The organism is Streptococcus respiraculi (genome assembly GCF_003595525.1).
GTDB lineage: Bacteria > Bacillota > Bacilli > Lactobacillales > Streptococcaceae > Streptococcus > Streptococcus respiraculi.
The window spans coordinates 1,345,777-1,367,802 of record NZ_CP022680.1 but is presented as its reverse complement, the minus strand read 5'-3'; the positions used below and the strand labels follow the sequence as shown (position 1 = coordinate 1,367,802).

Genomic DNA, 22,026 nt, shown 5'->3' with positions numbered 1-22,026 from the left:
CCTCCCCCAACCTTACCAGTAAAATGTTTTATTGTAGACCAAAGTTGCGAGACAAATCTTGGTCATGTTGTTGCATTGCTTGTGCTGTTTTATCAAGTTGAGCATTGATTTGTTGCAACAATTCCGCAAAGTTTTGTACTTTTGGTTTCAATTCATTAAATTGATTATCAAAACCTTGGAATGCTTGACCTTCCCACTCTCCACGAAGAGTATCTTGAAGGCGTTGAAGATTATTCAAGATTGTAGTAATATCGTTTGAAGCTTTCCCATACTCACGAGCACGTGATTGTAAGGTTTCTGGTGATACACGAATTTGTCCTGACATAATAGTGTCTCCTTTACATTTTTATAGATAAATCATACGATAGTTTACAACTATTCCCAAGCTTTTTTCATTTTTTATTGTCTATTTCTACAAAATAGTTGCATAAACAAAAATAGAGACTAGAAATGTTACTTATTAAGAGAGAAGCAATTCGCCTGAGGTGCCAATACACCACGCGGTAACGTCTCTTTTCCGCCTTGATTCCCGAAGCAATCTCCGACCAATTGATTGAAATAGCGAGTCAACTGATGAACATTTCCCAATTGTTCTGATAGTCTAGTGATGGCTTGTCCTGTCATTTGACTTGAAATTGTTGTCATTACATAGTTTAACTCCTGCATGATGCGATTGGTCTGAATTTGAATTACTTTTTGACTGGCCACAATCTCATCCAAATCAAAAGCATTATAGACACCTTCCTCAATGATGACCTTTATTTGAGGCTTTAGATTTTGCATATCACTTTTGGCCGAACGTGTAACCTCAATTGCTTCTACAATCTTGTCTGCTAATGTTGGAATCTCTTGGTGTGCAGAGCGAATTGTTACCGACGTTGTCGAGCCATATAATCTCACTAATTGACCCCAATAGGTCCGTGTGACAACAGTTTTATCATCCACCATCTTTTTCTTATCCACGTAAATGTCGATATCGAAAGTGTCTTTTACCGCGTCAACTGTCTTATTAAAGGATATCAACTGCTCAGTCCATCTCTCTAAGGAAGCCTGAACTTGTTGAAAGGTATCTGAAAAGGCAACTGCTACTTCCTTCGCATACTGGTCACTCCGCCTTTCGACTTGCTGATCAAAGGCCTGTAAGACATCTTTGACATCATCAAAAATAGCAGATTCTTCAAGATAGGCTTTGTAAGAGACTGGGACATGTTGAACAGAAAAACCTGCCATATTACCGCCACTTGATAGCTGTCCCTGCAGCCATTCATCCATTCCTTGAAAGTTATTGGCTAAACTCAAGGTTAGACGAGATACATTTTCGACCGCCATTTGTAATTCTCGAAGGTTTTTTTGCTCTACTTCCAATACTTCTGTTAGGGACTGGCTAATCCCATCTCTTTTCCCTTCCCGTAATCCTGTCCCTTCAAAAATGATTTCGCCCTTCTTTTTGAAGCTTTTCACAGTTTCTTCTAAGACCGATGAAGACTTGAGAGCTGTCGGTGGAGAATTTATTAGAAAACCATCTTGGAAGCCACCTGTTTTCTCATCCCTCAGCTGTTGTACCAATTGTTGACTATTTGTAGCAAGTCGAGATAGCATACTATTATAAGGATAGAGGTCCAGATAAGCACCACTAGACAAATAAGCTGGATGTGAAATCGTATTGACCAATGTTTGAGGAGAAGATAGATTCTCAAAGATATGCTGTTTATTCATCATCTGTCCCAGTGAATCATGAAGTAGGTAGAAGACCTCTGTTAGTCTAGTTTCCTTAAAACGCTGAACAATGCTTTCTTCCACCTTTTGCTTTCGCGTGTTAAAATCCCCTTGAATTTTGGCATTTTTATCTTGGCACAGTTGACACACACGAATCATGGCTGGAATCTCAGTTAATGCCAAGCTATTCAGATTACTTGAGAGCATTCGTAAGCTATCTGGATTAATCTTGATTGCCGTACCACCCGCAAGACTGAGATTGCCACTAGAAAGGAACAAATTCCTAGGCTCTACATTTTCAGGGCTTAGGTGAATATCCTCCACCCCGTCTCCATCAATATCAACACCCGTATGGTAATTTTTCTGGTCAACAATGAAGCCATATTTGTCAATGAGGTTCCCGTGAGCGTCAAACTCCCACGTTGAAAGCCCATGGTAATACAAAATAGCAAATATGCCTGCATCCTTATACGACTCTACATAACGTGCTATTCCCAAAGGGTCTCCACCATAATTCCCAAGCCAGTCTCTCGTGTTGCGATAATTAATAATAATATCAGTATGGGCTTTGGCCCACGCAATCTCTTCTTCTGTCAACATATTAGCAGGACTCGGTCCATTAAAGGCTGTTGAAGCCCATTTGTTTTTTATCGCAACTAAGGTTGCGAGATACCCTCCCAGAGAATGACCTGTCGTAGAGATAGTGGCTTGAGGATATGTTTTTTTGATGTCTGTGGCAAAATCAAGAGCTGTGTCAATTTGACTATCTATGATCTCGGAACTCCGAGGGTCTTTCGTTAGCCCGTCGCGCCCTTGCATTATATTTTCTATATCTGTACGACGGTCACTAGGGTCATCAATATTCGTTCCTGCATAGACAATTGTAATCTGGGAAGCATCCACCTCCCCATTCACGACTGGCGCAACTGCCATTGCTTGCATACCGTTAGTTTGGTTGTCCGAGACTCGTAAAATTTGATATTTATCTCCAGCAACTTTATCTCTTTTTTGAAAAGGAATAACAGTCTTCTTAGAATCTACATAATAAACATCGCCAGCCATTTTATTATAATCCTCTGTGGTCATCATTTGTCCCCTAGATATTTAATTGCCACTCTTTCTTAATGAATCTCCTTTATGTTTGCTTTTCTCTACTTGCAAAGTATTTCCGTTATTTCTAGACTCTAAATGATTCATTGTAATCTCACTGCTGACTTCATTAATTGAAAAATCAACCCATATTTTATCATTCACAATTGCAACAACTCTATTAAAACCTGCCTGTTTATTTTCCGTAACTTCAACAAATTTTATCTTTTTTATATCTTGATAATTCGATACTAAATATCGTGCACTCATATCTTGCTGTTTTTTACTCCATGTTTCTTTTTTCACACTACACCCTCCTAATATACTGATTACAAAAATAACGAATAAAATAGATTTCAACCATTTCTTCATACTAGCCACCTCCTATACTTTACGACTATTATTCAATCGTTTCAGTGAAGACACATAAGATGAATGGGCTATAAATTCTATATAAAAATAATTTTTAAAAATGGAATTATTTTGTGTTTCTCTGTTGCAAAAAGCTAGACAGGACAGCCCTCCATTCACTTGTTCCTAACCTTCTTATCTATCAATTCGTAAAAATAATTCAAATATGCAAGAAAAGAAATATTTTTGCTCAGAAATCAAGAATTTACTATCATTGATTATTCACTATATTTTATACTTCCTATTCTCATGCATAAAAAAGAGCGGGATAGAAGAAAATCTGCTTCTATCCCGCTTCTATGGACATATGCTGTAAGGTATCTTGCCAGTTCAAAGCTGGTACTGGTCGTTTTGGATGATTGTAGCTGAGATTTTACAACCACACCGACCACACATTGGTATTACCGTACTTTCTTGTACTGATGTGGATGGCGCCAGTAGCGTCTTGAACAGAGGTCACTACAAAATTGAGTTCGTCTATCTAAAGCTCCCTCAATTGTAGTAACGGTTTCATGGCATTTTTTACAAACAAATGTTCTACTTTTGTAGTAATTAATTGGTGTTATTTCTTTCATTGAGAATACCTCCAAAAGAAATTATTTTTTGTATTTTTTACCCTTGCCAATACCGATAAATGATACAAGTGCCAATCCCAAGACCATTAATCCTGAAACAAGTCCCGTATTAGCGCTTTCTCCTGTTGCAGGTAACTGCTTATTCTCCGTTTGAGGTTGAACTTGAGGGTGCACCTGGGTCTGTGCTAGAGGTGTTGGCGATGTCGGATCTGTTGGTGGCGTTGGTGCGTCTTCCTTTGTTCCGACTTCAATCACTTCATTCACTACTGGGCTTGTCATTTCACGTTTGACTTCTGTACGTTCGGTTTCTTTACCATTTACGTAAATAACGCTATAGGTGATCGTTTCAACGCCATTTTGTCCTGATGTTTTGACGCGTTTTTCACCTTTTGGTAACTCAGGATTTTCTTCATACACAGTCGTATAAGCGACGGCTTCTGTTTTGGTCTCCGTTTTAATCTCGATGACAGGAGTTGCTGTTGCTTCCTTCGTGCCAACTTCAATGACTTCATCAACCGCTGGGCTCGTTACTTCGCGTTTTACTTCTGTACGACTGGTCACTTTTCCGTCTGTATAGGTAACTTGATAGGTGATCGTTTCAACACCTTCTTTACCAGGGGTTTTAATGCGTTCCATGCCTTTTGGTAAATCAGGATTTTCTTCTCTCACACTCTTATAAGGAATCGAAGACATCACTGCTTCTTCTTTCACTTCGACTTTCGGCTCAGCTTTGGGTTCTTCTTGAGGCTGTTCCTGTGGGTTCTCATTCGGATCTACCTGTGGATTGTCTTGTGAGTCATCTTTCGGATCAACTTGAGGATTGTCTTGTGAGTCATCTTTCGGATTCACTTGTGGGTCTTCCTTAGGTTGTTCCTGCGGATTTTCTTTTGGTTCTTCTGGAACTATCTTTGGATCTTCTTCAGGTTTTTCACTCGAATTGTCTTTCGGATCAACTTGAGAACCGTCTTGAGGTTTTTCCTGTGGATCTTCTTGGGGTTGTTCTTCCGCCCCTTTCTCCTGTTCCGCTCTTGCTTTTAATGCTTCGTACCGTTGAATCAATGGAGCTAACATGGCTTTGCCTTCTTCACTAATTACGGTACGCTTTGCAGACTCATAGGCTTCTTTTGAATCGTCAATTGATATGTCAATCAATTCCTGATCCCCTTCGTTTAAATCCTCCTCAAATTGTTTCAAGGCATCTTGCAGCTTAAGAATCGCATTCTTTTCAGCAGCGCTCATGATGACTTCATCGGGTTCTGGTTCTTCAGCCTGAGCAAAGACTGTTGTTGGTTGTATCAAGGACGAACCAATCGTCGCAAGTCCCAAGCTATTAATCATAAGGACTGCTCCACACATTTGAGCTATTTTTCTCTTTTTCATAAAACTCTCTTTCTATATCACTATAAAGTATGGAGGCTGGGACAAAAGTCACTTGCCTCGTTACGTTTCATAGTTTTAACAGGTTGACGCAGTTGTCTGGTTTGTAAAACGTTGATAAATTAACATTCTACAAACCTAGTCAACCTTGCGGGGTTGGGACTACAAAATCGATTTCTACGAAATCACAATTAAGTCCCACTCCCTATACTAGGTTAATTGTATTTCTTTTTTCTAAGCAACAGAACTACAATGAATAGGTCAACGACCGCAAGAAGAATAATTTCTAAACGATGTGTATCCGTAGAATTTGTCCGAGGTAAAATCTTTTGCGAACTTGGTGCTGACGGCACTGGATTGCTTGGCGTTGAAGTTGATGGCATTGAACCTTTTGGTAGTGGTTGTTTTGGTGTTGGGGTTGATGGTTTTGGTGGTACCACTTTGACAACATTTGTCCGTTTCTTAGTCTTCGGATCATGGTTAAAGATGACATCAGCCGTATTATCAATACCGTTTGCGTAAACCAAATCACTTAAGCTAGATGGATCTTTGATAGAAGAATAGATAATCAGTCTTACGTTGCTACCGCGTAACACTTCTAGAATATCTACATTCTCAATATCTACTTCCACATATTGACCATCGACAGTCACCTTGGCAATCTTAGATAGGCGTTCTTTATCGAGCTCACCTTTTTCATTGACATTCGTCAATAGTGCAATCGCCTTATCGATTTTCGCAAGTTTTGCTGTTAGCTTCTCTGCTTCTTTCTGGAGATTCACTTTATCTGCTGCAGAAGTGACTGTGCGATTATCACCTTCAGCTTCTACTTTTTCAAGTTCTGCCTGAGCTGCTTTCAACGCTTCTTCTAAGCTAGCAATTTCTGCTTTTAGCTTAGCTTCTTCTGTATCTTCTTCCTGTTTCGGTTTAGAAATAGGTTCCTCTGCAGGCTGGCTAGCAGCTGGAGAAGTTGGTTTCTCTTCTGGTTCCTTATCTTCTGACTCTGCGTCTGCCTTATCCTCTACTGCTTTAGCTGTAGACGGTTCTGAAACAGCATCTTCTACCTTCTCGTCTTTTGTCTCTGAAGCATCAGTAGCCTGCTCTTTCTTATCTGCGTTTGCAGTTTGAGCTGCTTTTGCTTCAAGCCATTTATCCAAATTCGCTTTGGCGACTTCTAGTTGTTTTGTCAAGTCTTGGACTTTTTCTTTGGCTTCTCGAGCAGCATCAACCGTTCCAACATTATTCGCTTGACCGTTCAACTGATCTAATTTTTTATTCACTTCATCCAATTGTTCTTGAACAGATTGCTTGATTTGAGTGAATTTAGGCTGATCAATTTTAAGAGCAACCGCATCTACCTTCAAAAGACTATCCAAGGTGTCCGTAATCATAAGACTTGTCAGTTCTGTTTTCTGATCTGCCTTATCTTCTGGGACTGTCGTCACAATATCAAATCGGAACAAATCAGTTGCTTGCCCTAATGCTAAGCGACTTGTCTGCTCTGCTCCTTCAACACGACTGACTGTCTTGTAAGGATCTCCTGGTGTTGGTGGTGGCGGAGTTTCTGATGAAGGTGGTGGGGTGACCGTTACAGGTTTTGTTTGTTTTTTGCCATCAATTCCATTACTATTTACAAAATCCAAATGAGCAATGTTTGGAACTTTCATCTCTGCATAGGATGTTAAATCTGCATCGGCCTTAATCTTAGATAAGATATAGACTTGAATTTTCTTAAAGCCTTCTAAGCGTTTGAAATCTTTGACAGAAACGGTTACTTTATTTCCTTCTGTATGAACATCTAAAACATCAGAAGCATCATACCCGTCAACATAAGCGACTGGTGTTCCGACCAATTCTAAAGCAGCATCTAATTCATCTGATACGATAAATTCTTTATAGAATTTAATATCACTTGGAATAGCAGCAGTCACATTGTACATGTAAGTCTGTTCTCGATCGATATCCAAATGTTCCAAGGTCTCATTGATTTTCTTATCAATCTCTGGTTCTGTTGGAGTCGGTGGAATAACAGGAACTTCATTTGAATCTTTTACCACTTTTGGGCGGTGTGGGAAATGCGCAGTATAGGAAGCGGTATTTGGAACACTTGTTTTCTCTTCAGTTGTGTAATCTGTGAGATTTGCGCCATCCTTAATCTTCGCTTGGAAGCTTAGCACGACTTCCTGACCACCGCTTGCTTTAACTTGTTCAGTTGTTAGCTTCGCAGTGATAGTTTGACCATTGATACTAATTTGACTGACATCAAGCGCCTGACCATTGAGGGTTACTTGAGCTGAATCTCCCACTACTTCAAGAACATCGACAAGTGTGTCTTTTACTGAAAACTCAGTCGCATCAAGTGGAACACTTGTTTTCACGTGGTAAGTAAAGACTTCATCACGACTTGCGAGGGTTGCAGAAGCCTCTCCATTGACATCCTTTTTAATTGTTGGTTCTTCTGGAGCTGGTGGAGTGACTGGGACTTCATTTGAGTTTTTCACCACTTCTGGTTGATGTGGGAAGTTTGCAATATAAGAAGCGGTATTCGGCACACTTGTACCTTGTTCAGTTGTATAATCTGAGAGGTTGGCACCATCCTTAATCTTCGCTTGGAAGCTTAGCACGACTTCCTGACCACCGCTTGCTTTAACTTGTTCAGTTGTTAGCTTCGCAGTGATAGTTTGACCATTGATACTAATTTGACTGACATCAAGCGCCTGACCATTGAGGGTTAGACTAGCTTGAGCAGATTCTCCCGCAAATTCAAGCACATCGACAAGTGTGTCTTTTACTGAAAACTCTGTCGCATCAAGTGGAACACTTGTTTTCACGTGGTAAGTAAAGACTTCGTCACGACTTGCGAGGGTTGCAGAAAGCTCACCGTTGACATCCTTTTCAATTGCTGGATCTTCTGGAGCTGGTGGTGTAACTGGAACTTCATTTGAGTTTTTCACCACTTCTGGTTGATGTGGGAATTGTGCAATATAAGAAGCGGTATTCGGCACACTTGTACCTTTTTCAGTTGTATAATCTGAGAGGTTGGCACCATCCTTAATCTTCGCTTGGAAGCTTAGCACGACTTCCTGACCACCACTTGCTTTAACTTGGTCTGCTGTTAGCTTCGCAGTGATGGTTTGACCCGCTACAGTGATTTGACTGGCATCAAGTGCTTGCCCATTAAGGGTTACTTGAGCAGATTCTCCCGCAAATTCAAGAACATCTACAAGAGTATCTTTTACTGAAAACTCTGTCGCATCAAGTGGAACACTTGTTTTCACATGGTAAGTAAAGACTTCATCACGACTTGCGAGGGTTGCAGAAGCCTCTCCATTGACATCCTTTTTAATTGTTGGTTGTTCTGGAGCTGGTGGAGTTACTGGAACTTCGTTAGAGTTCTTCACAACTTCTGGTTGATGTGGGAATTGTGCGATATAAGACGCAGTATTCGGTACACTTGTACCTTGTTCAGTTGTATAATCTGAGAGGTTGGCGCCATTCTTAATCTTCGCTTGGAAGCTTAGCACGACTTCCTGACCACCACTTGCTTTAACTTGTTCAGTTGTTAGTTTTGCAGTGATGGTTTGACCATCGATACTAATTTGACTTGTTTCAAGCGCTTGACCATTAAGGGTTACTTGAGCAGTCTCACCTACGAATTCAAGTACATCTACAAGAGTATCTTTTACTGAAAACTCTGTCGCATCAAGTGGAACACTTGTTTTCACATGGTAAGTGAAGACCTCGTCACGTGTCGCTAGGGTAGCTGAATCCTCTCCGTTGACATCCTTTTTAATTGTTGGTTGTTCTGGAGTTGGTGGAGTGACTGGCACTTCATTTGATGATTCACTTGTATTTGGATTATGGTCAATCGTATACTTGGCTGTATTTGGAATAGAGGTTTTACCTTCTACAACGTAGGCAGATAGATTAGCCCCTTGCTTAATCTTAGCTTTAAAGGTAACGACGATTGGCTTACCGCTATTTTCTTTCACAGTCTTTTCAGGGAAATCAACTTGGAGATTCTGTCCCTTCACTGAAATCGTCGCATCTGTCTCTTTGCCATCAAGTGTTACACGAACATCTCCATTTTCACCTACAAACTCAAGCACCTCTTCTAGTTGGTCTGTGACAGTAAACGCAGTCGCGTTCAGTGGCATAGAGGTTTCAATTGTATAGGTAAATGTCTCATCACGTTTTGCCAGTGTCGCGGCATTTTCTCCATTAACCTTTTTCACAATATCTGGAGAATTTGGTGATGGGGGTGTGATCGTTACAGGCTCTGTATCTTGTTTGGTTTTAGGATCATGGTTGATTAGGTAACTTGCTGTATTAGGAACGAGTGCTTTATCCTTTGGCTCATTCGGATAACGCTTCACTAATTCCTCTACAGATACACCATTTGCAATCTTAGCTCCAAAGATAACTTGCACAGCCTGATTCGCATAAGCTTCAACCTGATCTTTATTGAATGAGACTGTTAGCGTTTGTCCGTCTTTTTGAACCATGGCATCTTTGATTTCTTTACCACCGACTTTCACCACTACATCACCTGCGAAGTTTAGCTCTTTCACAAGAGTATCCGTAATCTCAAACTGGTTAGCAAGACTTGGCACCTTCGTATCGATTGTATAGGTAAATTGTTCCGATAGACTTCCTAAATCTGCATGATTTTTATCATTTACTTTCTTACCAATCGGAGGTGGTGTAACTGTGACAGGTTGACTTTCTTTCTCACCTGCTTGATCTTGCTTATTGATATATGAAAGTCTCGCTGTATTTGGAATCCCTTCAATCGCTGTACCTGACTTGATTTTTGCTGGAATCACCAATTTCACGGATTGATTGCCCAATTTCCCTGCTTTAGCCATATCCTTCATGGTTGCAGTAACGGTCTGTCCTTCTACTTTTACGTCAAAGAACTTCGCGGCATCCCCTTCAATAGAAGGTGCTGTAGAAGTGAACTCTAAGCGGGAATCAAGTGTATCTGTGATGGCATAGGATTTGTATTGCTCAATATCATTTGGCAGTTTGCTCGTAATACTGTAGGTATATGCTTCTTGGATTCCCACAGTTGCTTCTGTCCATTTGTCTTCAATCTTCTTGTCAAGAGTCGGATCCGTTGGCGGAGTGACTGTAACAGGAGGTGTTTCTTTCTCACCTGAAGCATCTACCTTATTGGTAAATTGAATCATAGCCGTATTTGGAATTTTAGCGGTTACGACACCTGCCTTGATTTGTGAAGGAATCACTAACTCAACTTCTTTTGCGGCTAAAGCTGCTGCATCCTTGAAATCTTTCATGGTTGCAGTAATGGTCTGTCCTTCTACTTTTACGTCAAAGAACTTCGCAGCATCACCTTTAATGAATGGTTTTTTGTTGTCTGTATTGACCACTTTCAACTCACCATTCAGAGTATCCGAAATGACAAATTTCTTATAAGAAGTAATATCTGTCGGAAGCACTGTCTTAATGTTATAGTTGTAATCCGTTTCGTTCGCGATATCTAAATGAGTTTCTTTTTCATTGATCCGCTTTGTTACAGGTGGAGGCGTGACAGTAGCTGGATTACTTTCGTACTCTTTCTCAACGCCTTGTTTATTGGTCACGTCAAGATGAGCTTTGTTCTCAATCGTTGTGCCGCTCACACCTGATTTGATTTTGGCAGGAATCTCTAGCTCCACCAATGAAAGTTTAGCGACCTCTGCAAACTTACCTGCTTTTACAGTTGCTGTTACAGTTTGACCGTTTGTTGCTACGTCAAACAAGTCGGCAGCATCTCCCTTGATGGTAGGTGTTCCATTAAATTCAAGTTTCGAATCCAATGTATCCTTAATCACAAATTTCTTATACTGCTCCATATCATTTGGAATTGAGGTGGTAACAGTATAGGTATAAGGTACAGTATCAAAGGTTGTAAACTCTGTTAAGGTATCGTTAATACGTTTTGATACTGATGGTTCTGTTGGTTTAGGTGGAGTGACCGTCACCTTATTTGAGGTAATTGGATTGTGCCCATTTAAGATAACATTAGCCGTATTCGGTACCTTGATAACGCCATTTTCATTGTATTTAGAGATGTCTGCGTTATCTTTAATCTTTGCCTTAAAGGTTAAGGTGACTTCAGGCAATTCAGAGGATTTTCTAGTCACTAGACGCGTAATCGTATTGATAGACTTATTGTCTAGTTTCACTGAGACTGTTTGGCCTTCGACCTTAGCAACAAGCCCTTGTTTCTCATAAGCTTTACCAGCAATGGTCACACTTGCACTATCTGGGACAATTTCCAACTCGTCTACGACTTTATCTTTTAGTTCAAAGGACTCAGCAATTCCTGGCCATGGACTTTTGACTGTATAGGTAAATTCTTCTCCAGGAGTCCCTAAATCCTCGTGCTCTTTATTATTAACAACTTTTGTAATTTCTGTCTCCACTGGAGGTTTCACATATACTGCATTCGAACGACGAACCGTATCACGACCATCTGGCGTTGCTTTCAAATGATCCTTTTCATCTGGATCCTTGCTGCCATTCCAAAGAATCGAAGCCTGGTTCACAAGACCGAATCCTTGACTGTCTTGAAGTAGTTTCAGATAGTCTTTATTTTTCTTATTTTGGTATTCTTCCTTTAGACGAACAGTGATGGTCATCGTTGCTTTCTTGAGCAACAAATGCTCATAGGACTTCTCTTTAGCTGGTACATCTGCTACCACTACTGTCTGTTTGTGACCATCTGCATCCGTTTTTTCAACTATTCTCGTCTCGTACTTCTGCCCAGTTAAATCAGATGCAACTGCATTTACCACCTCTAAACGATAGTCTAATGGATCCACAAGCATGACATTGTCTTTGAACTCATAAGGTACATTGTTGTAACTATAGTTCACAGTATAGGTAAAGTTTTCACTTGCTGCATCTAGTAAAGCGCTGTAAGATGGTTTCTTACTCAACTTCAAAGGATCTTCAATCGTTCCTAAATCGTTCTTTGGATTGTCATCCTTAATCGCTTTGGTAACAGTTGGATAGCAGTAAGCGAGCTCTTGTACTTCGACTTTTTGTGGAGTCTTACTTCCAAGTTCTGCTGTTTCATATTCGCCAACTTTAAATTTACCGGTTAACTGCGGAACCTCTACCATTTCTTTTTTCGGCTGGTAATCAGCAGGAGGATCTACCTCATCCTCTTCATCTACAACATCAGCTTTTGTAGAACGACTCAAATCGTAGTCAAACTTATTGTCTCCCGGATTGAAGACGCTATCTGGTACAGAAATGGTTACTTTGTTTCCTTCTTGTTTGACTAAGCCTTGAATTTGTTTATCAGGATCCTTCACGTCTTCTACGACCGTTTTTCCATTGATACGAACAGCATCAACCGTGTAACCGTCTGTAACCTGAAATTCTCCTTCAACATTTTCTTTGACCAAGGCTTGACCAACTGCTTTTAGGATTTTTCCCGCAAAGGCTGTGGCAGATTTTTGTTCGTTGACATAGTAGGTATCATTAGTCGCAACTTTTTGTAAGGCTTCATGGAAGACTTCTTGAACCGTGCGATTATCACCTGTATTTACTCCTGTATCTGCAAATCCGTTCAAGTAAGTTGTTCCGTATCCTCCACCTTTCGTAAATGACGGAACATTCTCCCAAAATCCTACAACAACAGCACCGTCATCTTTAGGATTATTAGCTTGTCCTGCAACTAACGTCTTTAATGTATTACCAGCCTCTACCAATTCCTTGGCACGAGCCAGATAGTTCTGACCCGCTTCTGGGATATACATATTAGATTCCTCTACCCCTTGAGCTTTGAAATAAGATTGTAAAGCATAACTTCGGTATAAACTTCTGTCAAAAACAACTTTTCCATCTTTACGAACCCCATTGGCTACACCATCTGTGACCAGTAAGAAAACCGTCTTCCGATTGTTCTTCATGTCACCTTTGATTTTGTTGTATTCTGCGATGGTGTCTTCAATGGCAGGCACCGTTGGTGTTCCACCACTTGTTACGAATGCATCAATTGCTTGGTTAATTTTTGATGGATCATTTAATAACTCTGACTTCCTTAGCTGGTATATATATTTAGGGTCTGTATTAGGAACCTCTCTATAAAAATTTTTAAAATTACTCTCTACAAAAGAATTCCCATCCCAATCATCATACTGATATTCTGTATCAATCCCTTGGAAGGTATTGACCATTACTCGGTCTGTTGTATCCTTATCATTTGTAAAAATCAACCGTGGATTTTTAGGATCATACTTATCGAGTGTTACTGGCGTCGTTAGTTCTTTCAAAGCTTTTTGGACTTCACCAATTGTATCTTTGAAAGAACCACTGGTATCCTGTAAAATAACCAAATCAATTGGCTGACGTGGCAAACTCCATTTGACTTTTTCTGTTTTCTCAATTTTCCGCTGACAGCCGTCAGACGTAATCGTCGCATTGTCAATTTTCTCTACTTTCAGAGAAGAGGATGTATTCTGCGCACTGACCGATGCAAATCGGAAAAATCCCATAGGTATTAATAAGGAAAGTCCTAATAGTAGGATTAACACCTTTTTTATTACATTTTTCATGTTTAACTTGACATACTAAGCTAACTATCTAGCTTCTTTGTTGTCTCTCCCTTCTTTTTTCTCCATCAAAATTACAAGATTGTCTTGAGGTGAAGTTCCAGCGATGCTTCATCTTGAAAAGAAATCACTACTTTTTTGATAGTTTGATTCCGATCAACAAAGTACATCGTAGGGATAGACTGAACCTTTAAAGAGTCTGCTGCCTGTTGACCATCATCGTAGTAGTAAGGAAAGCTAAAACCTTCCTGCTTAATATATTGGTCAGCTTGCTCTTTCGGTTCAATTTTAGGATCGCTTAAGTTAATCATGACAAAGTTCACTTTATCACCATACTTTTTATAAACTTCTTGAACCACTGGCAGTTGCTGTTGACAATCTGGGCACCAGCTAGCCCATTCGACGATGAGCATTGGCTTATCAGAAAAATCAGCATCTGTCTTTGTTAGTCCATTTTTGTCTATTACAGTAAACTCTGGAACTCTACTTCCTTCTAATTCTAAGGCAGAATTAGAGGTAGGCGGTATTTCTTCCTTTGTTTGATTGCTATCTGGTGATGTTACTAGATGATAAGATGCCCAAACTCCTGTAGCGACAAGTAAGCCAACTACTAAGAATGGTAACCACCATCTATCCTTCCATTTCATCTCATTATCCCTCCCTTGTAATATTCATATGTGACATATACCCACCATCCCAACCCTTATACAATATCACTCATCAAGAGAACGTTTAAACATAGGAATACAGTTCGTTTATGCTTCATCCTTTTCCCTCCTTTTCTAAATTTCTCGCACGAACAACTCTCTCTTTCGGATTTCCTCACAGCCTATACCAGTCTCACCTTATGTAATCTGTATAACTTTCTCACTACAAACCTTATATAATATATAAATATATGCATATATAAACATATTAATATGTGCACCAAGTTATATACATTTACATCGTTATAATAGGCTATCTCTGGCACGTTTTGCGCAGACTGTGAGTTGTAAGGTTTGACTTGTAGTCAAACCTTTGATATACGTAGTATATCAAAGGCATATATATTTGTGGTTTTGCCGAATTTTTTGCATGCGAGATAGGAAAACACTGTAGAAAGCAATTTGCATATTCTTTTTCAAAAAGACTCCTAAGACTTCATTTCGTCAACCTTTAAAAAGTTCTTCTTAACAAAAAAACAAGCCAATACTTGTCCCAGACCGAAGACAACCCCTATTAGAGATAGAAAAATTTTTATCTTTGGGGTTGGTTACGTATAACAGAAACTCTTAGAAATCCTGACATAGCGGTATTATTCAAAGTTTTTTTATTTCTCAAATAAAAGAAAAAAAGATTGAAGAAAATTGTCCAAAATGAACTTTTTCTTCAATCTGCTCCAAAAGTTGTCTCTCACTACTAATTAAGTAGCACAGAATGTTAACAAGTATTGGCTATACCAATCTGTTAAAGCATCATAATAAACTCCCAACAATAATATCCTTATCATCTAATGTGGGTGATTATTAAGTAGCTTGCGGATTCATTATTTCAAATTTTCTAGTGGGATAATCCCCCTTATACCCTACAGGAATGTAGCCGGATATGTATATCTCGTACATTTGTTCATGAAAAGCAAGTCCAATAAAAAATCATCCTGTAAAACTTTAAAATTCAAAATTGTACTTACGTCAAATAAATAGTATCAACGGAGCCCTTCGAAAAGGATTTATCTTTCAAATATGTCTCAATTTGAGGCGCAAGCGACTCCCGAAAATACTTAGAATTGACATTCCGTTTTTCACCTATTCCATCTCTAATAATGCTATTTATCTTCAACAAAAGTTCGCTTTGCAATTCCCAACATATTCCCTCTCATTCTATCGATTCTAGGCTATTAACCCCTCATTCCTTTCGGTATAGATTGCGTCTGGAAGTAACTTCATCCTTGGCTGACTCCAACCATTAAAAATCTTTTCAAAATAAACATTCATCAATTCCATATTTATTTCTCTCCATCATTCCGTTATTTTTTAGGTAATGGTAGTCTTCTCGGAATAATTATAGCCGAATTATTAGTTAAACCGTAATACCTCTGCTCTGCTATAGTAGATGACACAATAAAACTCCTCTTATTGACTGCTCGGTACATGCTTGTTCAAGAAGCCTTTCTCGTAGACTGCTATCATCAATATAGCTAGTAATGATAGCGAATAATCTTTGTTTAACATCATCATATTTCATATTAACCACCTATTTTATCATATCAACTACCAATCCCTTCAACCTGTTGTATACAGACAGATTCAGCGTAAATCGACATGCTTAGCTCTTTAGATATTATTAAATAATATTCATTCTTCTTACTAATAGATAACCCTATTTTTGTAACGTCCCTACTTGCATTCAAAAAAAGGTGATGTACCTCACTTAGTAAGAGCCTAATTCTAGGACATTTGAACCTTGAAGTCAACCATTTAAGAGTCACATTATCAACTTCAATCGGTATTATACACCTCTAATCAAGAATTCTCCGTCTCTTTTTACGTTTGAAATATCTTGCGCTGTTCCATAACTGATTCATCACTACAATTACTAAAATATTTTGATTGTCATCTATTATTTGCTTACCATTAAAATACGCTTTCATCAGCAGCGAAAGCCATTGTTGTGCTAAGGGATATAGTTCTCTCATTGTGCAATCTCACTTATCTTTAAGGAAATATGTCTAACCTCATTGCGTTCATAAATAATCTAGCATTTATCTGATAGAAGCAACCTATTGTAAAACTATTATATCCCACTTCCCCCATCTTCTCAACTGTAGATGTTAGGTCTAGGCTCGTGAAAAAACAGCCCACTTCAACCAACCTCGCTTTGCTATTTCTAGGCGAGGGAAAAACAGTCCGATGGACCTTACCTCGCTCTATAATTTCTAGGCTCGTGAAAAAACAGCCCACTGGGCTGTTTTTTTATGCTATACTAGTCTATAGAATACTAGAGGAGGAATGTATGATTAAATTACTTGCCCTGGATATGGATGGGACATTGTTGACGAGTCAGAAGCAGTTGACAGAGCCCCAGATTGAAGCGATTCATCGGGCTGTGGAGAGTGGTGTTAAGCTGGTTCTTTGCACTGGGCGGATGCTAACCGGAGTGAAGCCCTACTTTGACCAGCTGGGTCTTGATGCGGAAAATGAGTATGTCATTGTCAATAATGGTTGTTCAACCCACCAGACAAGCGACTGGAAGCTGATTGACTGGACTGAGTTATCCCCTGAACAAATCAAATACCTTGCAACTTTCATTTCAAAAAGCGAGATGCAATTGACCTTGTTTGATGAGGAACACTACTATGTTCTTGAAGACGAGCCAAATGAATTCTCACGCATGGATGCGAATCTTGTATTTGTAGAGCCTAGCATTTTAAGCATGGAAGATGCGACCAACCAAAGCCGCCATCTCTTCCAAGCCATGTTTGTCGGTACACAAAGTGCCACTGATACTTTTGAAAGCAAATACACATCAGCACTTAGCAAGGACTTTGACGTTGTCCGCTCCCAAGATGTCCTGCTTGAAATCTTGCCAACAGGAACCAATAAGGCTTCTGCCTTGAAGAAATTAGCAGAGCACCTCCAGATTTTACCAGAGGAAATCATGGCGATGGGAGATGCCAACAATGACATTGAAATGCTGGAATTTGCAGGATTGAGTATTGCCATGGGTAACGCCAGCGATCTCGTCAAATCTTTTGCAGATGATGTTACAGATACCAATGACCAAGACGGCGTAGCCAAAGCCATTTACAAGCACATTTTAACGAAATAGGAGAATAAACATGAAATACCCTACTCTTTTAGACCGCTTTCTTATCTACGTAAAAGAAAATACACGTTCTGATGAGATGTCCACTACCACACCTAGTACGCAAAATCAGGTTGAATTTGCCCAAAACATCCTGCTTCCTGAAATGAAACGCATCGGACTTCAAAATGTTCACTACTTGCCAAACGGATTTGCCATTGGAACACTACCTGCCAACGACCCGAGTTTGACCCGCAAGATTGGCTTTATCGCCCACATGGATACAGCCGACTTTAATGCCGAAGGTGTCAATCCGCAGATTATTGAGAACTATGACGGAAATCCGATTGCCCTTGGAACATCTGGTTTTGAGCTACATCCTAAAGATTTTCCGCAATTAAACAACTATCACGGGCAAACCTTGATTACAACTGACGGAACAACCCTGCTTGGTTCTGATGACAAGTCAGGAATCGCTGAAATCATGACAGCCATTGAATACTTAGTCTCACATCCTGACATCAAACACTGCGAAATTCGGGTCGGATTTGGTCCTGACGAAGAGATCGGAGTTGGCGCAGACAAGTTTGACGTGGAAGACTTTGATGTGGACTTTGCTTATACGATGGATGGCGGCCCACTTGGCGAACTCCAATACGAAACCTTTAGCGCTGCTGGGGCTAAGATTGACTTTATCGGACGCAACGTCCACCCGGGTTCTGCCAAGGATCAAATGATCAATGCCTTCCAGTTAGCGATTGACTTCCATAATGCTCTCCCAGAAGCAGATCGTCCAGAAAAAACGGATGGTTATCAAGGGTTCTTCCATTTAATGGACATGTCAGGAAGCGTTGATCAAGCACAGACCACATACATCATTCGTGATTTTGAAGAAGCTGATTTCAAAGCCCGCAAACAATTGATGCTGGATATTGCTGAGAAGATGAACCAAGATTTTGACACACCACGCGTCATCGTAAACCTTCATGACCAATACTATAACATGAAGAAAATCATCGAAAAAGACATGACACCAATCACCATTGCTAAAGAAGTTATGGAAAATCTTGATATCACACCAATCATTGAGCCAGTTCGTGGTGGAACTGACGGATCAAAAATTTCCTTCATGGGTATTCCAACACCAAATATCTTTGCAGGTGGTGAGAATATGCATGGCCGCTTTGAATTTGTCAGCCTTGAAACCATGGAAAAAGCCGTCGATGTCATTCTAGGAATTGTGGGACACCAATAAAAATACGATACGAAAAACGCCCTTCAATGCATATTAGGGCGTTTTTCCCCACTGCAACCAACAGTAGCAAGATGTAAACTGGGCTTTCTTGGCAAGAATTGAACGGTTTGCTAGAGTAGGGATTAGGAGGTGACAATGATGTTACTACATGAAAAAATTCGTCTCATTCGCACGATTCACCAGTTGTCGCAAGAACAATTTGCGGAAACCTTTACGGTCAGTCGCCAGTCTGTTTCCAAGTGGGAAAACGGGACTTCGATTCCTGACCTGCAGATTCTGATTGCAATTGCTGACTTTGCAGATATCAGTTTGGACCAGCTGGTTCGAGAAGATATTGACCTGCCAATCCAGCAAGAGGCAGACACTCCCGACCTCGCAACTTCTCTTCAGCAAAAGTCTAGTTTTGCTATTCAAGACTATCTGGGAAAGGTTTGCGATGTTTCCCTTAATACGATGTGGTACCAAGTTCTGCGAAATGTCAAAATTGTTGGGATCTATCAAGATATGGTCTGCTTTGAAAAACGGCAACGCTACGGCTACTTTAATCTCCGGCGCTGCCTGGATATTCTCGTCAAAAAGGAAAAAGACTACACTCCCTGCAACCACATTTCTCTCGGTAGATGCAAAGCCTACACGAATACTGACCAATTCTGGGGTGGCAATCACTACCTCTTTAGCCAAGTGACAGCTGTCCACGAAAACAGCCTTGAACTTCAAACAGGAACCTTTACAACGACAATCGATTTTGACAAACTAGTCGTTCTACTGATGAAATAGCTGAATCAGCCATCTGTCAAAAATAGTGTACCCTTGCACTTGCAATTTCCCTATAAAATGATATAATAGCAATAGAAAAGGAGCTGAGTAATAACTCAGCTCCAACGTAGAACCGTTAAAGACGGTGACTCGTTTTTAAAAGTTAAAAAATAACCGTTAACTCGCCAAAGTTTGGACGGTTATTTTTTGTTGTTTTGATAAGTTCCAAAATGAGCTTTACTAATGAGATAACAAAGTTACCCGTCACCAATAAAAGCGTCAATACTTCGAACGTTGACAACTCAGGCTCCCTCCTCTCTGTTAGATTTTGATGAACTGTCCATAGACATCACCTACCTTACAGAATAAGGAGCAACCGTCTCACTTTTCTACTTGATTATTATACTACATTTTACACAGATGAACAAGCAAAAAAATAAATGCTCCATGTCTCTTTCGAAAAAAATAAGGTTGTGAGGAAGATGAATACCAGCAACTTCTCAACAACAATGTATACTGATGATGAAATACTGAACCAAGCAGCTTTTACGGTGCTTGGTTTTTTATATAAAATTTTTATATATTATCCTTGACAAGGAGTATCTATATGTATATAATTTATATATAAAATATTTATATATAAGAGAGGTGAACATTTATGTACTATCCTGTTTCCTCTGTCTTAATTGAATTTCTGATTCTATCGATTGTCGAAAAACATGACTCCTACGGATATGAAATCAGTCAGACCATTAAGATTGTAGCGGATATTAAGGAATCAACCTTATATCCCATTCTGAAAAAACTCGAAAAAGCAGCTTTTGTAACGACCTATTCTCAGGAATTTCAAGGTCGCAAGCGCAAATATTACAAAATTACCGACCAAGGTCGCAAGCAGATTACCTTTTTGCAAACCGAATGGACGGAATACAAGGACAATATAGACGGTATTATAGAAGGGAGCTTACGTAAATGACACGCAGCGACTATATCACTCAATTACAGAAATATCTTAAACGCTTGCCAGCAGAGGATTATCAAGAGGCCATGGAACATTTTAATGAATACTTTGACGAAGCTGGATTAGAAAACGAGGCACAGGTCATTGCTGAGTTAGGAAGTCCTAAGCAGGCTGCACGAGAAATCCTCGACCAGCTCTATGAGAAAAAGACCGAAGCAGGAACTGCTACACCTCGCAATACCATTCTCATTGTAATACTCAGTATCCTAGCAGCTCCTTTAGCCTTTCCTTTAGCTCTGACCCTCTTAGCTCTCTTTCTAACTGCGATTATACTCGTTTTCAGTTTCTTGTTGGTCCTTGCTTCTATATGGATTAGTGCTATTGCTTTAGGCATCGAATTTATCTTTACAGCTTTTCAGGTTCTTTCAATTGCCTGGAGTAACTCACTCCTCTTTATTGGGCTTGGACTAGTCGCTATTCCTCTAGGGCTTCTTGGTACACATATGACAATTATTCTTGGAACAAAGGCTGTCCTTGCCCTTGTTCACTTGATGCAAGAAAAAGTTATTAGGAGAAACCGCTATGAAATCATTTAACCGTTTTACCAAAACCTGTCTAACTCTTCTCTTTGTCGGACTCAGCCTTGCAGGTGCAGGCTTTCTACTAGGCGGTTGGAAGAATCTGAAACAAGAAGTCGCTCTCAGTCGAAGATTAGAAACCATTGACTTTGACAAAGTAGAGTCGCTTGATATTCAAACGAGTATCATTATCGCTCCGTCAAAAGATAGGCAATTTCATCTGAGTTACTATCACTACCTGAAAGATCAATTTGCTTCTGTAAACTACCGATTAAAAGATAAACAACTGACAATCAACGATAATCAGCCGAATTCGTTCATCAATACGGACGGTCTACTTGATATCGTTCTACATCTTAGTCAGCAAAATTGGCTTGAAGAGCGCATCCCCCGCCTTGAAGTGCCTAAGGGAACAAGCCTAAAAGAACTGAAAGGGCTTGTTGATATAGGAGATATTGATCTTAAAAACGTTACCATTGATACTGCCGAACTAACTGTTAATATTGGCCCTGTCAAACTAAGTAACGTCAACATCGGTACACTCCATTTAGATGTCGATGCAGGAGAAATTCAACTGGCAGATGTCAGCCTAGCTCTCCCAAATGTCAAAGAAGGCTCTAGCCTGTTGAACAAAAGCTCTATTAGCTTAAATACAGGAGATATTACCGCAACCAACCTCAGCCTAACTGGGCAAAATAGCATCTTTACGGACATCGGCAACATTGACCTGCAACTCAATCCTAAAACAGCTGTCAACATTGAAGCAAACACAGACCTCGGTAGCGTATCCAATCACTTCCAAAACCAACCCAACTCCCAGAATCGCCTCATTCTTGAAACAAATACAGGTGATATTCGGGTGAAATAGGAAAGACTGTCATTCAAAAGAGCTAGCTCCTAGCTCTTTTTCCTTCCCTTGAAAATTTTCGTTCATTCTGCTACAATGAAGCAA

The 22,026-nt window shown here is 39.8% G+C and carries 13 protein-coding genes; 6 read left to right on the top strand and 7 right to left on the bottom strand.

Going from position 1 to position 22,026, the window contains the following annotated elements; genetic code table 11:
* Positions 1 to 28: 28 nt before the first annotated feature.
* The 6 genes from CHF41_RS06670 to CHF41_RS06645 all read right to left on the bottom strand — a co-directional run bounded on the left by CHF41_RS06670 (position 29) and on the right by CHF41_RS06645 (position 14,385).
* Positions 29 to 325 carry a WXG100 family type VII secretion target gene (locus tag CHF41_RS06670; RefSeq protein ID WP_119876547.1) on the bottom strand — a complete coding sequence of 99 codons (297 nt, stop codon included), beginning with the start codon at positions 323 to 325 and terminating at the stop codon, positions 29 to 31.
* A gap of 128 nt (positions 326 to 453) precedes the next feature.
* The gene (locus CHF41_RS06665; RefSeq protein WP_119876546.1) at positions 454 to 2,805 is read right to left on the bottom strand and encodes an SA1320 family protein; all 2,352 of its coding nucleotides are present in this window, start codon (positions 2,803 to 2,805) and stop codon (positions 454 to 456) included.
* A gap of 15 nt (positions 2,806 to 2,820) precedes the next feature.
* On the bottom strand, positions 2,821 to 3,177 hold the full coding sequence (locus CHF41_RS06660) for a hypothetical protein (RefSeq protein ID WP_119876545.1): 357 nt from the start codon (positions 3,175 to 3,177) through the stop codon (positions 2,821 to 2,823).
* A 635-nt stretch (positions 3,178 to 3,812) separates the two neighbouring features.
* Positions 3,813 to 5,171 (bottom strand): G5 domain-containing protein, encoded by a 1,359-nt coding sequence (locus tag CHF41_RS06655; protein WP_119876544.1) that lies wholly within the window; start codon positions 5,169 to 5,171, stop codon positions 3,813 to 3,815.
* Between the two features lie 212 nt (positions 5,172 to 5,383).
* The gene (locus CHF41_RS06650) at positions 5,384 to 13,741 is read right to left on the bottom strand and encodes an isopeptide-forming domain-containing fimbrial protein (protein ID WP_119876543.1); all 8,358 of its coding nucleotides are present in this window, start codon (positions 13,739 to 13,741) and stop codon (positions 5,384 to 5,386) included.
* 71 nt (positions 13,742 to 13,812) lie between these two features.
* Positions 13,813 to 14,385 (bottom strand): TlpA family protein disulfide reductase, encoded by a 573-nt coding sequence (locus CHF41_RS06645; protein WP_119876542.1) that lies wholly within the window; start codon positions 14,383 to 14,385, stop codon positions 13,813 to 13,815.
* 2,347 nt (positions 14,386 to 16,732) lie between these two features.
* Here CHF41_RS06645 and CHF41_RS06640 point away from each other — a divergent pair.
* The 3 genes from CHF41_RS06640 (at position 16,733) to CHF41_RS06630 (ending at position 19,556) form a co-directional block, all read left to right on the top strand.
* Positions 16,733 to 17,548, top strand: coding sequence for a Cof-type HAD-IIB family hydrolase (locus CHF41_RS06640; protein WP_119876541.1), 816 nt, complete (start codon positions 16,733 to 16,735; stop codon positions 17,546 to 17,548).
* A 10-nt stretch (positions 17,549 to 17,558) separates the two neighbouring features.
* Positions 17,559 to 18,779 carry a peptidase T gene (gene pepT, locus CHF41_RS06635; protein WP_119876540.1) on the top strand — a complete coding sequence of 407 codons (1,221 nt, stop codon included), beginning with the start codon at positions 17,559 to 17,561 and terminating at the stop codon, positions 18,777 to 18,779.
* A gap of 135 nt (positions 18,780 to 18,914) precedes the next feature.
* Positions 18,915 to 19,556: a helix-turn-helix domain-containing protein gene (locus tag CHF41_RS06630; protein ID WP_119876539.1), complete on the top strand. Its 642-nt coding sequence runs from the start codon at positions 18,915 to 18,917 to the stop codon at positions 19,554 to 19,556.
* 142 nt (positions 19,557 to 19,698) lie between these two features.
* On the opposite strand, the gene CHF41_RS10185 is transcribed toward CHF41_RS06630, so the two are convergent.
* Positions 19,699 to 19,803 (bottom strand): putative holin-like toxin, encoded by a 105-nt coding sequence (locus tag CHF41_RS10185; RefSeq protein ID WP_240622976.1) that lies wholly within the window; start codon positions 19,801 to 19,803, stop codon positions 19,699 to 19,701.
* A 390-nt stretch (positions 19,804 to 20,193) separates the two neighbouring features.
* Here CHF41_RS10185 and CHF41_RS06620 point away from each other — a divergent pair, with 390 nt between their 5' ends.
* From CHF41_RS06620 to CHF41_RS06610, 3 genes are read left to right on the top strand one after another with little or no spacing between them, the layout of a single operon-like run.
* On the top strand, positions 20,194 to 20,511 hold the full coding sequence (locus tag CHF41_RS06620) for a PadR family transcriptional regulator (RefSeq protein WP_119876537.1): 318 nt from the start codon (positions 20,194 to 20,196) through the stop codon (positions 20,509 to 20,511).
* The gene (locus tag CHF41_RS06615; RefSeq protein ID WP_119876536.1) at positions 20,508 to 21,092 is read left to right on the top strand and encodes a DUF1700 domain-containing protein; all 585 of its coding nucleotides are present in this window, start codon (positions 20,508 to 20,510) and stop codon (positions 21,090 to 21,092) included. The genes CHF41_RS06620 and CHF41_RS06615 overlap by 4 nt, the downstream gene beginning before the upstream one ends.
* Entirely contained in the window at positions 21,079 to 21,942 is an 864-nt protein-coding gene (locus tag CHF41_RS06610; RefSeq protein WP_119876535.1) for a DUF4097 family beta strand repeat-containing protein, read from the top strand. Before CHF41_RS06615 ends, CHF41_RS06610 begins: the two co-directional genes overlap by 14 nt.
* Positions 21,943 to 22,026: the final 84 nt, after the last annotated feature.

Excerpts from the sequence above, each read along its gene's own strand:
- CHF41_RS06655 (WP_119876544.1), bottom strand. The coding sequence starts at position 5,171 with ATGAAAAAGAGAAAAATAGCTCAAATGTGTGGAGCAGTCCTTATGATT.
- CHF41_RS06620 (WP_119876537.1), top strand. The coding sequence starts at position 20,194 with ATGTACTATCCTGTTTCCTCTGTCTTAATTGAATTTCTGATTCTATCG.
- CHF41_RS06645 (WP_119876542.1), bottom strand. The coding sequence starts at position 14,385 with ATGAAATGGAAGGATAGATGGTGGTTACCATTCTTAGTAGTTGGCTTA.
- CHF41_RS06650 (WP_119876543.1), bottom strand. The coding sequence starts at position 13,741 with ATGAAAAATGTAATAAAAAAGGTGTTAATCCTACTATTAGGACTTTCC.
- CHF41_RS06640 (WP_119876541.1), top strand. The coding sequence starts at position 16,733 with ATGATTAAATTACTTGCCCTGGATATGGATGGGACATTGTTGACGAGT.
- CHF41_RS06610 (WP_119876535.1), top strand. The coding sequence starts at position 21,079 with ATGAAATCATTTAACCGTTTTACCAAAACCTGTCTAACTCTTCTCTTT.
- pepT (WP_119876540.1), top strand. The coding sequence starts at position 17,559 with ATGAAATACCCTACTCTTTTAGACCGCTTTCTTATCTACGTAAAAGAA.
- CHF41_RS06665 (WP_119876546.1), bottom strand. The coding sequence starts at position 2,805 with ATGATGACCACAGAGGATTATAATAAAATGGCTGGCGATGTTTATTAT.
- CHF41_RS06630 (WP_119876539.1), top strand. The coding sequence starts at position 18,915 with ATGATGTTACTACATGAAAAAATTCGTCTCATTCGCACGATTCACCAG.
- CHF41_RS06670 (WP_119876547.1), bottom strand. The coding sequence starts at position 325 with ATGTCAGGACAAATTCGTGTATCACCAGAAACCTTACAATCACGTGCT.
- CHF41_RS06660 (WP_119876545.1), bottom strand. The coding sequence starts at position 3,177 with ATGAAGAAATGGTTGAAATCTATTTTATTCGTTATTTTTGTAATCAGT.
- CHF41_RS06615 (WP_119876536.1), top strand. The coding sequence starts at position 20,508 with ATGACACGCAGCGACTATATCACTCAATTACAGAAATATCTTAAACGC.